At 62.1% G+C, this 13,463-nt stretch carries 13 protein-coding genes; 5 read left to right on the top strand and 8 right to left on the bottom strand.

The window, feature by feature from the left end:
* Window positions 1-13 precede the first annotated feature (13 nt).
* The gene (locus AC07YV_RS14715) at window positions 14-1,258 is read right to left on the bottom strand and encodes a hypothetical protein (RefSeq protein ID WP_102700838.1); all 1,245 of its coding nucleotides are present in this window, start codon (window positions 1,256-1,258) and stop codon (window positions 14-16) included.
* Between the two features lie 236 nt (window positions 1,259-1,494).
* Between AC07YV_RS14715 and AC07YV_RS14710 the strand changes: the two genes are divergently transcribed.
* Complete coding sequence (locus AC07YV_RS14710; RefSeq protein ID WP_102700839.1) at window positions 1,495-2,313, top strand: alpha/beta fold hydrolase; 819 nt, start codon at window positions 1,495-1,497, stop codon at window positions 2,311-2,313.
* Between the two features lie 63 nt (window positions 2,314-2,376).
* Here the strand turns inward: AC07YV_RS14710 and dsbG are convergent, their stop codons facing one another.
* The 3 genes from dsbG to dsbD are packed head-to-tail and all read right to left on the bottom strand — an operon-like array spanning window position 2,377 to window position 5,710.
* The gene (gene dsbG / locus AC07YV_RS14705; protein WP_102700840.1) at window positions 2,377-3,144 is read right to left on the bottom strand and encodes a thiol:disulfide interchange protein DsbG; all 768 of its coding nucleotides are present in this window, start codon (window positions 3,142-3,144) and stop codon (window positions 2,377-2,379) included.
* Window positions 3,120-3,974 (bottom strand): TlpA disulfide reductase family protein, encoded by an 855-nt coding sequence (locus AC07YV_RS14700; protein WP_102700841.1) that lies wholly within the window; start codon window positions 3,972-3,974, stop codon window positions 3,120-3,122. The genes dsbG and AC07YV_RS14700 overlap by 25 nt, the downstream gene beginning before the upstream one ends.
* A complete protein-coding gene (gene dsbD, locus AC07YV_RS14695) occupies window positions 3,974-5,710 on the bottom strand; it encodes a protein-disulfide reductase DsbD (protein ID WP_102700842.1) in 1,737 nt (578 codons plus the stop codon). The genes AC07YV_RS14700 and dsbD overlap by 1 nt, the downstream gene beginning before the upstream one ends.
* Before the next feature lie 154 nt (window positions 5,711-5,864).
* On the opposite strand from dsbD, the gene AC07YV_RS14690 reads away from it, so the two are divergent.
* The 4 genes from AC07YV_RS14690 to AC07YV_RS14675 all read left to right on the top strand — a co-directional run bounded on the left by AC07YV_RS14690 (window position 5,865) and on the right by AC07YV_RS14675 (window position 9,777).
* Complete coding sequence (locus AC07YV_RS14690) at window positions 5,865-6,545, top strand: response regulator (RefSeq protein ID WP_007973435.1); 681 nt, start codon at window positions 5,865-5,867, stop codon at window positions 6,543-6,545.
* The gene (locus AC07YV_RS14685) at window positions 6,542-7,867 is read left to right on the top strand and encodes an ATP-binding protein (protein WP_102700843.1); all 1,326 of its coding nucleotides are present in this window, start codon (window positions 6,542-6,544) and stop codon (window positions 7,865-7,867) included. Before AC07YV_RS14690 ends, AC07YV_RS14685 begins: the two co-directional genes overlap by 4 nt.
* Window positions 7,868-8,052: 185 nt before the next feature.
* Complete coding sequence (locus AC07YV_RS14680; protein WP_102700845.1) at window positions 8,053-9,465, top strand: aspartate aminotransferase family protein; 1,413 nt, start codon at window positions 8,053-8,055, stop codon at window positions 9,463-9,465.
* A gap of 81 nt (window positions 9,466-9,546) precedes the next feature.
* A complete protein-coding gene (locus tag AC07YV_RS14675) occupies window positions 9,547-9,777 on the top strand; it encodes an MbtH family protein (protein ID WP_102700846.1) in 231 nt (76 codons plus the stop codon).
* Between the two features lie 96 nt (window positions 9,778-9,873).
* On the opposite strand, the gene AC07YV_RS14670 is transcribed toward AC07YV_RS14675, so the two are convergent.
* The 4 genes from AC07YV_RS14670 to AC07YV_RS14655 are packed head-to-tail and all read right to left on the bottom strand — an operon-like array spanning window position 9,874 to window position 13,453.
* On the bottom strand, window positions 9,874-10,785 hold the full coding sequence (locus AC07YV_RS14670) for a metal ABC transporter substrate-binding protein (protein ID WP_102700847.1): 912 nt from the start codon (window positions 10,783-10,785) through the stop codon (window positions 9,874-9,876).
* Window positions 10,786-11,685 (bottom strand): metal ABC transporter permease, encoded by a 900-nt coding sequence (locus tag AC07YV_RS14665; protein WP_102700848.1) that lies wholly within the window; start codon window positions 11,683-11,685, stop codon window positions 10,786-10,788.
* The gene (locus tag AC07YV_RS14660) at window positions 11,685-12,530 is read right to left on the bottom strand and encodes a metal ABC transporter ATP-binding protein (RefSeq protein ID WP_494990321.1); all 846 of its coding nucleotides are present in this window, start codon (window positions 12,528-12,530) and stop codon (window positions 11,685-11,687) included. The genes AC07YV_RS14665 and AC07YV_RS14660 overlap by 1 nt, the downstream gene beginning before the upstream one ends.
* Window positions 12,527-13,453, bottom strand: coding sequence for a metal ABC transporter substrate-binding protein (locus tag AC07YV_RS14655; protein ID WP_102700850.1), 927 nt, complete (start codon window positions 13,451-13,453; stop codon window positions 12,527-12,529). Before AC07YV_RS14655 ends, AC07YV_RS14660 begins: the two co-directional genes overlap by 4 nt.
* Window positions 13,454-13,463 lie beyond the last annotated feature (10 nt).

Genomic DNA, 13,463 nt, shown 5'->3' with positions numbered 1-13,463 from the left:
TACCGTCGGATGCTCAGACGGGATTGGGGTCTCCCTTATGCCAGATGGTCAGGTTATCGATAGATCCGTGCATTAAACTTTCCACTTCGATGTAATGGAGCAGGTGACCTTGCGGGGCCTGAAAATTCACCCAGGTCCGGCTTTTCACCCAGCGCTCCTCAAGCAATACATCACCCTCGCCCATGAACCTGAAGGTCGCACCCTCGCCGGTTGTCGCGTAGGCAAACCTGATGCGGCTGCACTTCCACTTGAGCAGTAAGCGTGCTCGCCGCAATTGTTCTAGTGCGCCTGCGCAGCACAGCGCCAACGCCTGCCCCTTGAGCATTTCCGGAAAGTTTTCGGAGGGTGTTCGCACGACATGGAGCCCGATGCCCGTGTGAGAGTCTCGAGGCAGTTCGAGCTTTAAAAAACGTGTGTCGATAGTACTGCCAGGTCTGAGAAACTCCTTTTTTGGATAGCTTTCAAAGTCATCGAACGCCTCAATTTCAGTCACCCGTAGCTTGGCCGTGGTGTGAAGCAGCTCATGGCCGTTTTCCGGCAAGAGGGAGACCGAAGGATCTACCGGCGGTGTTCCGGGTGCACCGTCGAACGTCACGGCCACATTCAAGGTGACGGAGGAATAGTCCTCACAACCGGCCAGCCAGGTGCGCGAGAGCTCCAGTTCAAATTCACCTCCAGACTCGGCTTCCTGAGTTGTCACGACGTGGTTTTCCATTACCCACGCGAAACGGTAGTTGCCAATCAGGTGTTCATTGCCTACAGCCAGAATCCACAAGCGCTGTCCGGCGGCAATGAGGGGCCACTTGGGCAGGGCGATCCGGGCATTGCCGGGAAACCAACGCATGTCCAGCCACCAATCGCCTTCAACCAATTCCAGATCACAAAATTCAGGTGCTGGCAGGTGCTCGGGTTCAATCATTTCGACCGTCAGTTCCAGTCGGTAAGACTCTTGCGTCTGATCGTTCAGTGTCGCGGTGTACCAAACGGGAATGGTTTTACCGACACAGGCACCGAGGACTGACGCATCGATCGGAATCCCCACACTGCCACTGGCACGGCCATTGACAACCGGCAGTGTTGGCCTGCCTGCCCCTGATGGCCCGTCCCAATGCAATTGAATCCTGTGTCTTTTGCTCATGCCTTCAAAGGAAACGGTGACCTTGGTGCCATTCATGGCATCCAGGGGATAGAGCAGATTCTCACTGGTTGCGTACTTGACTTTGGGGTACGGCAATTCCGGCGACTTTTTTTTAGCCACGGTAACCACTCCTGTCGCTACATCGGCGATTTTGGCAGTGGTTAGGTATGCACTCGAAACAGGGTGGCGGCTACTGTCAGAGTTGACAGTTTTACTGGCGAAAAAAGGTGATTCCGATCGATGGCTCCGAGCGCCTGCCCGCGATGGCGCTTATACAAACGCATACATTCTGGCGATTGACTGCGACCGGTCAGCCACTCAGTCTTCCGGTTCAATTTTTCCCGCGGAGACAGTCGATGCCCTTCGTAACGATAGATGGACAAGCCCTTCACTATATCGATCAAGGCACCGGCCCGGCGGTGCTGCTGGCCGGCAGTTACCTGTGGGACCAGGGCATGTGGGCGCCGCAGATTGCCGCGCTGGCGCAACAGTATCGTGTGATAGCCCTGGACCTGTGGGGGCACGGTCAATCCGGGCCGTTGCCTGTCGGCACTGAATCGCTGGATGACCTGGCGCGTCAGGCATTGGTCTTGCTCGATCATCTGGACATCGAGCGGGCCACGCTGGTCGGTTTGTCGGTCGGTGGCATGTGGGGAACGCGCCTGGCCTTATCGGCTGCACACCGGATCAACGGGCTGGTGCTGATGGACACCTACGTCGGCGCGGAACCTGAGCCGACCCGCCAGTATTACTTTTCACTGTTGAAGCAGATCGAAGAGGCGGGTGTCATCACTCCTGCGCTGCTGGATATCGTGGTGCCGATCTTCTTTCGCCCCGGTATCGACCCGCAATCGGCGCTGTATCGGAACTTCCGTGCTGCGTTGGCTGCCTTGCCCGCCGATCGCCTGCGTGAAAGCATCGTGCCGATGGGGCGCATTACCTTTGGTCGTGATGACTGTATGAACCGGCTGGGCGAGCTGGACGCTGCCAGCACTCTGGTGATGTGCGGTGATCAGGACATTCCGCGTCCGCCTGAGGAAGCCCGTGAAATGGCTGAGTTGATCGGCTGCCCGTGGGTGCTGGTGCCGGAGGCGGGGCATATTTCCAGTCTGGAGAATCCGCAGTTTGTCACCCAGGCGCTGCTGGAGTTTTTGGCTGAGCGCAATCCGGCGTAGGGTTTTCGAAAAAAGATCGCAGCCCTGCAGGAGCTGCCGAAGGCTGCGATCTTTTGATCCTGCTTACTTCGGCCCGAGAATCTTCACCAGCTTGTCCGGCGAAGGCGCGCCTTGCTGTTGTTGCAGATTACCCTTGTCGTCCATGTAGAAAATCGCCGGGGTCGCCTGTAACTCCAGCTCTTCCATCAATTGCATGTTGGCCGCGAACTTTGCCTGAATCGCTGGCGGCACTTCCTTCAAGGCCTTGAGCGAGCTGCCCTTGCCGGCGGCTTCGTGATCCTGCAGGGCTTTTTCCGGGTCTTTGGCGGCAAGCAGTGCGGCGGATTTTCCCGGGCTGTCTTCGCGGATGATGCCCACCATGATGTGGCGCAACTGCACCTTGCCGGCCTTGACCCACGGCCGGGCCTGTTCCCAGAACATGTTGCAGTACGGGCAGTTCGGGTCACTGAACAGGTACACCACGCGCGGCGCATCCTTCTTGCCGTCACCGATCCAGTTGCTGGTTTCGAACTTGGCCCAGACTTCCTTGGCCATCGGCGCGTACACCAGTTTTTGCAATGGCGCGCTGCTCAGGTCATTGCCCTCGGCGTCGTACAGGTTGCCCAGCAGCACGTGTTTACCGTCCGGTGTCAGGTACAGCGCCATGCCGCGGCCCTGATATTGCGCGGCATACCCGCGCAAGCCGTCAGGGGCGTCGAACTGGCCGACGATTTTCGCGCCCTTGGCCTCGATTTTCCTGATCGCATCGGGCAACTCTTCGGCCTGCACCGATGGCAGGTGCAATAGGGCAGCACCGAGGCTCAGGGTCAGCAGGTGGCGGAGGCGGGGCATGGCAGTTTCCTTGAAGAGGTGGCGGGTACGGTGTCGAAGTTTTCCAGTGCGCGAGCCAGGCTGGCGTTTGACAGCTCACCCAGATGGCTGCCAAGCAGGCGACCTTCGGGGCTGTAGAACAGCGTAGTCGGTAATGCCATGGACCCGACGGCCTGGCTCAGTCGCCCGCCGCCGTCGAACAGCACGTTGGACAGGCTCAGGCCCTGGGTTTCCAGAAAGGTCGCGACGCTTTGCATGCTTTCCGCCTGGTTGACGAACAGGAACGTCAGGTCCGGACGTTGTTGCTGGGCGCTTTCCAGCACCGGCATTTCCCGGCGGCACGGCGGGCACCAGGTGGCCCAGAGATTGATGACCAACGGGCCGCCCTTGTAGTCGGCCAGTTGCACGGTTTCACCGGCGGCGTTGCGCAGGGCGATTTCCGGCAGGCGTGTGCCTTGTTCATAAATCGACAGGGAGAACGTTGCCAACAACCAGAACGCCAGGCCGCTGGCCGCGCCAAAGCCCAGTGGGCGGCGCAGACCCGGGCGACGCCAGCCGCGATACAGCGTGGCGAGCAGCACGAAAATCACCCCCGGCCAGGCGAGAAAACCGCCATCGCGCAGGTCGATGATCTGCCACGGATCATTGCGGTAGTGCGCCCAATAGACCGCCACGAAACCGATCCGGGCCGCCAGCATGCCCAGCAGGAACAGGCTGAACAGCGCGGACTCGGGGTTTTCTCCGCCACGCTTGGCCACCCGCCAGCCGACAAAAGTGGCCAGCGCCAGCGCACTGATCAGCAGCAGGTGATTGAGCGCGATGGCAAAGGTGCCGAGAGTGAAGGTCAGCATCAACGGGCGTCTCGGGTGGTGATCCAGCGTTGCAGGAAGGTATCGGCATCGACCTCGCCGGTGATGCGCTGGCTGCGCCGTTCTTCACCGTCAGCGCCAATCCACAGCAGGCTCGGTGGTCCTGGCACTTTGTAACGGCCGAGCAACTCGCGGCTGGCGGCATTGTCGGCGGTGACGTCCAGGCGGAGCAAGCGTACATCGCTCAAGGCTTCAAGCACTTGGGGTTTGCCAAACACCTGCTTCTCCATGACTTTGCACGACACGCACCAGTCGGCGTAGTAATCCAGCAGCACCCACTGGCCCTGAGCCTGCGCCACATCGAGCTCCCTTTGCAGCGCAACCGGGTCCTTGATCGTAGTGAAGGCGTCGTGGCCGGTGGGCATGGCAGCGACGGCGGAATTGGAGGCGCGGAAGACCTGTAACGGCTTGAGCAGATCATCACTGCCGCCGGCCGCACCGATCATCAACAGACTGCCCCACAAGCCGAGCAGCAACGAGCTGGCACCGAACAGTTGAGCAATGCGACCGAAGCCATCCGACTGTTTCCAGGCACTGTACGCCGCAATCAACAACAACGCCCCGCACAGGCCGACCCATAACGACTCATCCAGCACCGGGCGCAACATCAGCAACGCCGTGGCGAGGAACAGGAAGCCGAAAATGCCTTTGACCAGGTTCATCCACGCGCCCGGCTTGGGCATGAAGCGATTGCCAACGGTCACCAGCAACAGTAGCGGCACACCGATGCCGATGCCCAGGGCGAACAGAATCAATCCGCCATGCAACGCGTTACCGCTTTGCGCGATGTACAGCAGCGCGCCGGCCAGTGGGGCGGTCATGCACGGGCCGACCAACAACCCCGACAACGCACCCAGCACACCCGCGCCGACCAGGCTTCCGCCGCGCTGATTACGCGAAACGTTTTCCAGTCGATCCCGCACGGCCACTGGCAGTTGCAGCTCGAAGTAGCCGAACATCGGCAGCGCCAGCAACACGAAAATCGCCGCGAAACTGCCCAGTAGCCAGGGATTCTGCAACCAGGCTTGCAGGTTCGCCCCCAGGGAGGCGGCCAGGACACCCATCGCTGCATATACCAGCGCCATGCTGACCACGTAACTGCCGGCCAGGGCGAAACCACGCTTGGGCGAGGCGCCGCTGCCAACGATCAGCCCGGCCAGAATCGGCAGCATCGGCAGCGAGCAAGGGGTGAAGGCCAGCAGCAGGCCCAGACCGAAGAACACCAGCAGGCTCCAGCCCAGCGCCCGTTGTTGCAGGCCGCTGGCCAGCGCCTGGTCCGGTGCTTCGTTGGCCGCGCCCTGCACGTTGGTATTGCCCAGGTCCACGATCCTGGTTTGCGGTGGGTAACACAAACCGGCATCGGCACAACCCTGGTAACTGACCTTGACCTGGCCGCTGGCACCCGCCGGTATCTTCAGTTCCAGACCCTGGCGGTAGACTTGTTGTTCACCGAAAAACTCGTCGCTGTGGGTTTCACCTTCCGGCAGCGCAGGATGCTGCCCGACAGGCAATCCGTCGAACTTCAAGCGTTTCTGGTACAGGTAGTAGCCCTCGGTGATCTGCCAATAGAGCTGGGTTTCACCGGATTCCAGGCGTTCAGAGGTAAAGGTGAAGGCTTTATCAACCGGGAGAAATTCAGGTTTGGTGTCGAACGGATTGGTTCCCGCCTGGGCCAGGCCCGCGATCAAAAGGGTAAACAGTAAAAACAGACGATGCATGGATAAGCCTTTGCCCGGTACGAGTGAGGTGCACAGTGGCGTGTGGCGATTAACCGATGATTAACCGTCCCGGTCTTGTGGCGAAGGCCTCTGCGGCATAATGTCGGCTTAATCGGTCAAAGGCTTAATCAGCTTTATTTCTACGAGGCTCCCCATGCACGTACTGGTTTGCGAAGACGATGAGCTGATCGCCAGCGGCATCGTCGCCGGCCTGACCGCCCAGGGCCTGACCGTGGAGCACGTGGCTACGGCGTCCGCTGCTCGGGCGATGCTCAAGGTGGCCGAGTTCGACGTGATGGTGCTCGACCTCGGCTTGCCGGACGAAGACGGCCTCAAGCTGCTGCAGCAATTGCGCCATCAGGGCCTGGAGTTGCCGGTTTTGATCCTCACCGCGCGGGATTCGGTCACCGACCGCGTCGATGGCCTGCAAGCCGGTGCCGATGATTACCTGCTCAAACCCTTCGACCTGCGCGAACTTGCTGCGCGCCTGCACACGCTGTTACGACGGGTGGCGGGGCGCAGCGTCAACCTGATCGAACACGGCGCCCTGACCTACGACCCGAGCAGCCGCGAAGCCACACTCGCTGGCCAGCCGGTGGACCTCTCGCGTCGCGAGCAGTCGCTGTTGCAAGCCTTGTTGCATAACCGTGGCCGGGTGCTGTCCACCGAGCAACTGAAGGACAGCGTCTACGGTTTCAACGACGAACTGGAAAGCAACGCCCTCAACGTCCATATCCATCACCTGCGGCGCAAGCTCGGCAATGGCATTGTCGAGACCGTGCGCGGCCTGGGTTATCGCCTGGGGCCGGCTGATGGCGGAGAAGAATCGAAGTGATGAGTCTGCGTTTGCGCCTGAGCCTGACGCTCGGCGCCGCGTTTGCGCTGATCTGGGCCCTGGCTGCGGCCTGGATGCTCAGCGATTTGCGCAATCAAATGATGTTTTCCCTCGACCAGCGCCTGGTGGCGTCGGCACGCATGGTCGCCGGCCTGATGGAGCAACTGCCGCCCGTGCCGAGCAAGGGCGAGGGCACCCACTTCAGCGCCGAACAACTGAACATACCGGGTGGCATGGCGTGCCAGGTCAGCTCGCTGCGCGGTGAAATCCTTGCCCGCAGCCACACCGATCCGCAGCAGACCCTGGAGGCCGAGAAGCTGGGTTTTCACGATCAGATGATCGACGGCGCGCCGTGGCGCAGTTTCACACTGGCCCGGGGTGATCTGCGCATCACCACCGCCGACCGGCAGATCGAGCGTGAGGCGTTGAACATGTCGATCCTGCTGGCCGCTTCGGTACCGGTGGGCGTGGCGCTGCTCGGTTGCCTGTGCCTGCTCTGGCTGGGCATCGGCCAGGGGCTGGCGCCGCTCAACCGCATGCGCGACGCCTTGATGCGCCGCAGCGCCGACTCCCTGGAACCCTTGCAGATCCAGCCATTGCCCAGCGAGTTGCAACCCTTGCTGGAAACCCAGAACCAGTTGCTCCAGCGCATCGGCAAGACCATCGAGCGCGAACGTCGCCTGACCGGTGACGCGGCCCACGAGTTGCGCAGTCCGCTGACTGCAATCAAGACCCACCTGCAAGTGGCGCGCATGACCGACGGTAGCGCCCGGGACCAATCCCTGGCGCGCGCCGAAGAAGGGGCGGATCGCATGCACCGCACCCTCGAGCAATTGCTGTTGCTGGCGCGGGTCGAGGGCAGCCTGTCGTTTGACGACGGTGTGCAGTGCAACGCCGAGCAAGTGGCAAAACTGGCGATCCAGGATGCGGCGAGCGGTGATCGCCAGCGCATCAGGTTTCAGGCGCCGGGCAAGGTCTCCGCTGCGCCGGTACAAATGCCCGCCGTGCTGTCGATCGCCGCGCTGCGCAACTTGCTCGACAACGCATTGCGCCACACTCCCGTCGACAAAACGGTGGAGTTGAGCCTGGAAACCACCGGCAATCGTGTGCAGTTCGTGGTGCGCGACCATGGGCCGGGGATTGCCGAAGAGGATTTGCAACACCTGACCCAACGCTTCTGGCGCAACGGCCAGAGCACGGGTTGCGGCCTGGGGCTGGCGATTGTCCAGGCCATCGTTCAGCGTTGCGGTTGCACGCTGCATTTCGATAGTCGACCGGACGGCTTGCGGGTCGAGCTGACGATGCCGCTGCAACCGGTGTGACCACCACAGCAGAACACATGTGGGAGCGAGCCTGCTCGCGAAAGCGCAGTGTCAGTCGACATAAATGTTGACTGGTCTACCGCCTTCGCGAGCAGGCTCGCTCCCACAGTTTTTTTGGGGGGCTCTAAATCCCCACCCCGCTGATGCGTTTCCAGAACAGGAAAACCGTATTGAGGGGTCGAGAGATGTCAGTCGCTACCAGCCTTATCGAAGATCAGCCGGCCCGGGTCGCTCCGACGTCTGCCGAGACGCTTTATCTATTCAACGAATCACCGCTGCTGGCCCGCCAGAGCCAGCAGGAATCAAACGCCCGCAGCTATCCGCGACGCATTCCCCTGGCGCTCAAGCGCGCCAAGGGTATTTACGTCGAAGACGTCGAAGGCCGCACGTTCATCGACTGCCTGGCCGGTGCCGGGACCCTGGCCCTGGGGCACAACCACCCGGTGGTGATCCAGGCCATCCAGCAAGTGCTGACCGATGAACTGCCGCTGCACACCCTGGACCTGACCACCCCGGTCAAGGATCAGTTCGTCCAGGACCTGTTCGGCCTGCTGCCGCCTGCCCTGGCCGCTGAAGCGAAGATCCAGTTCTGCGGTCCCACGGGCACCGACGCCGTGGAAGCCGCCCTGAAGCTGGTGCGTACCGCCACCGGCCGCAGCACCGTGATCTCGTTCCAGGGCGGGTATCACGGCATGAGCCAGGGCGCGCTGAGCCTGATGGGCAGCCTCGGGCCGAAGAAGCCGCTGGGCGCCTTGCTCGGCAGCGGCGTGCAGTTCATGCCGTACCCTTACGATTACCGCTGCCCGTTCGGGCTGGGCGGTGCGCAAGGGGTGAAAGCCAACCTGAGTTATCTGGAAAACCTGCTCAACGACCCCGAGGCCGGGGTGCAATTACCGGCGGCGGTGATCGTGGAAGTGGTGCAGGGCGAGGGCGGGGTGATCCCGGCCGACCTGGACTGGTTGCGCGGTGTGCGGCGGATCACCGAAAAGGCGGGCGTCGCCCTGATCGTCGATGAAATCCAGAGCGGATTCGCCCGTACCGGCAAGATGTTTGCCTTTGAGCACGCCGGGATCATTCCCGATGTCGTGGTGATGTCCAAGGCCATCGGCGGTAGCCTGCCGCTGGCGGTGGTGGTCTACCGCGAGTGGCTCGACACCTGGCTGCCGGGTGCCCACGCCGGGACCTTCCGTGGCAACCAGATGGCCATGGCCGCCGGTTCCGCGGTGATGCGTTATCTGGTCGAACACAAGGTCTGCGAGCATGCCGCCGCCATGGGCGAGCGCCTGGCCGAGCACCTGCGCATCCTGCAACGGGACTTCCCGCAACTGGGAGATATTCGTGGGCGTGGCTTGATGCTCGGTGTCGAACTGGTCGATCCGACGGGCGCACTGGATGCCCAAGGCCACCCGCCGGTCTTCGCCCGCCTGGCCCCCCTGGTACAGCGCGAATGCCTCAAGCGAGGCTTGATCCTGGAACTCGGTGGCCGCCATGGCGCGGTGGTGCGCTTCTTGCCGCCACTGGTGATCAGCGCTGCGGAAATCGATCAGGTAGCCGGGATTTTCGGCCGGGCCCTGGCTGCTGCCACCCGCGATCAGTAAATTTTTCGCGCCGCGCAACGTTCCTTCTACATAACGGCTGCGCACACGGCGCAGCCCGCCCAACATCGATGGAGAGACAGCATGACTTCAGTATTCGACCGCGAGGACATCCTCTTTCAGGTCGTGGTCAACCATGAAGAGCAATACTCGATCTGGCCCGATTACAAAGCTGTGCCGCAGGGCTGGCGCACCGTGGGCAAAAGCGGGCTGAAAAAGGAATGCCTGGCCTATATCGAAGAGTCCTGGACCGACATGCGTCCGTTGAGCCTGCGCCAGAAGATGGATGAGCAGGCGGCTGAAAAGCCCGCTTGAATCAGCGGGCTTCCTGGTAAAAGATCGCAGCCTTCGGCAGCTCCTACAGGATGCGCAATACCTGTAGGAGCTGCCGAAGGCTGCGATCTGTTGGTCTTAGGCCGAAGGCCCGTTGCTCAACCCCTTGATCACCCTGTCCACATTCCCCTCCAGTTCACCCACCGGGTCTTCAGCATCGGTACTCAATACCACCAACCGACTCCCGGCCTCAGTAATCGCGGCTTTCACCGTCTCTGACGGCTGCCGGTGATGCAGTACTACCGCCACGTCGTTGTCCTTGAGCATCGCGCTCAACGCCTTGAGCGCTTCCGGTGTCCATTGCGCATCCGGTCGCGCATCCAGCCCCACCAGCTCCAGATTGAGCCCACCGATCAGGTAGCCGAAGTGATCGCTGAGGCTCATCACACTGAGGTTATCGGTCGTCGCCAGCCGCGCTTCGCTGTCAGCACTGAGCTTGAGCAAGCGTTGCTTGAGGGCTGCCAGGTTGGCATCGATTTTCGGCTTGGCCTCGGGAGCCAGGCGTACCAGGTCCGCCGCCATCACATCGGCCATGCGGCCCATGTTGTTGCTGGAAAACCATGGTTGACTGTTGAGGCCGTCGACCCTGTTGCCCGGCTGCACGGCGATGCCGGGCAGGGCGCCATCCACCGGGCGGGCGGCATCGACTTCGACGATACGGATATTGCTGCGCCGGGAGATCGGGTACAGCGGGTCATCCGGCCATAGTGAACGCAGGCCGATCACCGCATCGGCATCCTTCGCCAGCTGGGCCAGCGCCGGGGCACCTCGGCCAGTGAAGTAGGCGGTCTGGCGGCTGCCGGGCAGATTGGCCGGCGCGGCGCGTTCGAGGCTGACATCGGTGCCTTTGAGCAGCACTTCACCGAGACCATAAGTGATCGGCAAAGAGGCCAGCACGCGCAGCGGTTTGCCGTTGTTTGCGGCGAAGGTCGTGGCGGCCAGCCCGCACAGGGCCACCGCGAGGGTCAGTTGGCGCAGAGAAAAAATCATTTATCCAAGGTTCCCTTTCAGGCTGGGGACGATGCCGCGTGCAATGGCGGCCAGGGCGAAGACGATACCGGCCACGAGGATGATCGCGGCGCCGGATGGAATCGGCAGGTCGAAGACGATCGGCGCGAGAATCCCGCACAGCGTGCTGACGGTGGCGATCAGCACCGAACACCAGAAAAAGCCCTTCAGCGATTGGCTGAGCAAACGCGCTGCCGCTGCCGGAATCACCAGCAGCGCGCCGACCAGAATCGCACCGATGACCTTCACCGCGGCGACGGTGATCAGCGTCACCAGAATCACGAACAGATAATCCAGGGCCTTCACCGCCACCCCGCGCACCGCCGCCAGTTGCGGATTGAAGCTGGCGAGCATGATGCGGTTGTACAAAGGCAAAGCCAGGGCCATCACCAGCGAACCGACGATGGCCAGCACCAGCAAGTCATTGCCGTTGACCGTCAGCACCGAACCGAAGAGCACGTTCTCCAGGATGTGCACGTTGATCTTGCCCGCCAGAATCAACAGCAGGCTGGCGCCCAAGGCGAGCGACACCGAGAGGAACACGCCGATCAAGGTGTCCGGTGCCAGACCGGTGCGGTTGCGCAGGTAGTTGAGCAAAATACCGAACAGCAGGCAGTAGCCGAACAGGCTGCCGTAGGGACCGGTGTAGGGTTCGCCGAGCAAAATGCCGATGGCCACGCCGGTCAACGCGGCATGGCCGACGGCTTCGGAGAAAAACGCGAAGCGCTTGACCACCACCAGCGTACCCAGGCCGCCCAGCACCGGGCCGATCAGCAGGCCGGCGAGCAGCGCATTGACCACAAATCCATAGGCCAGCGCCTCGGGCAGATAACCCGACGATGCCCAACCCTGGACCATCAGGCGAAAAGCTTCGTAACTCATCAGGCAAGGCTCCGTGGGTAAGTCGAGAACAGCGTCAGCAGGCGCTCCGGCGTCAGTGCCTGTTGCGGCGTGGCGTCGAACAGCACGCGGCGATTGAGTCCGGTGACGTGATCGGCCAGGCGCCCGACCGCTTCCAGGTCGTGCTCGATCCACAGCACGGTGATGCCCGCCGCTCGCCAGTCGCCGAGCAGGCGTTCGAACACCCGGATCCCGGCTTCATCGAGGGCCGACATCGGCTCGTCGAGCACCAGCAGTTGCGGAGGCGGAATCAGCCCCTGGGCCAGCAATACCCGCTGGCGTTCGCCGCCGGACAATGCACCCATGCGGCGCTTGCGCTTGTCCTGCATGCCGACCCGTTCAAGGGCCTCGCCAATCGCCGCCGCGTAATGTTTGCTCAAGCCGAGAAAGGCCGGGCGACGCTGGCACATGGCGGCCATGAAATCGTCGACGGTCATCGGCAAGCCCCGGTCGAACTCCAGCGCCTGTGGCACATAGCCAATGGTCCCCGGCTCGGCCGACCACTGCAGGCTCAAGCGGCCCTGATGCGGCATTTGCCCGAGCAGGGTCTTGATCAGCGAACTCTTGCCGCCGCCGTTGGGGCCGACCAGCGCATGCACGCTCCCGGGACGGACCTGGAAGGTCACCTTGTCGAGGATCGTCGTGCGCCCGAGGGTCAGGCTGACGTCGGCGAACTCCAGAGTCGGTCCCAAAACCTGTGGGAGCGAGCTTGCTCGCGATAGCGGGGTGTCATTCAACGATGATGCTGACTGACCGGACGCCTTCGCGAGCAGGCTCGCTCCCACAGGGGACTCTGTATCGGCCAGGATGGTTTCTTTCGATGTCATGCCCCCGACTCCTGAATCGCCCGCACGACGGTGTTGAGGTTGCCGGTCATTTCCTTTTCGTACTTGTCGGCGGTGTATTCGCCGTAGGAAATATGCGACAGCGGATACAGCTTCACGCCGGATTCGCGCTGGATGGTGTCGACGTAAGTGGAGGGAAAATCCATCTCCGAGAAGATCACTTTCACGTCCAGCTCACGCAGCTGGTCGATGGTCTTTTTCAACTGGCTCGGGCTCGGCTCGATGCCGTGGGCCGGCTCGACCACGGCTGTCACTTCCAGGCCGAATTCGCGCAGCAGGTAGTCGTAGGCAGCGTGCACCGTGGCCACGCGCAACTCGGCGTTCGGCGCCTGGGTCAGTTTGGCCAGGGCATCGGCGCGCATCTTGCGCAGGCGCTTGCCGTAGGCGCGGGCGTTCTCGGTATAGGTTTTGGCATTGGCCGGGTCGAGCTTGCCCAGCTCCCGGGCGATGTTGTTGACCTGGGCGATCGAGGCGCTGATCGACAGGAAGGTATGCGGGTTCACCACTTTGCCGGCACCCCGGGCGGCAACACCGGTGGCGGCGAGCAGCGGCACGTTTTCATTGGCTTCGATCACCGGCACATTCGGGGTTTCGCTGGCGGCGATCATGCGGTCGGCGAAATCATCATGGCCTACGCCGTTGAGCACGATCACGTCCAGCCCGCTGATGCGCTTGATGTCTTCGGCGCGGGGTTCGTAGGCATGCGGGTTGAAACCGGCCGGAATCAGCGGTACCACTTCGGCCTTGTCGCCGACGATGTTCGCCACGTAGCTGTAATAAGGGTGCAGGGTGATGCCGATGCGCAGGCGCTTGGCTGCCTCGGCACTGGCGAGGGATGGCAGCAGGCAGGCCAGCAGGCCGATCAGCAGCACACGCAAGATAGAACGTTGAGATGAAATGGGCATGGGAAAGCGG

The sequence above is a fragment of the Pseudomonas sp. GW456-E7 genome, from assembly GCF_059424105.1.
This window is presented reverse-complemented; position numbering and strand designations above follow the sequence as displayed.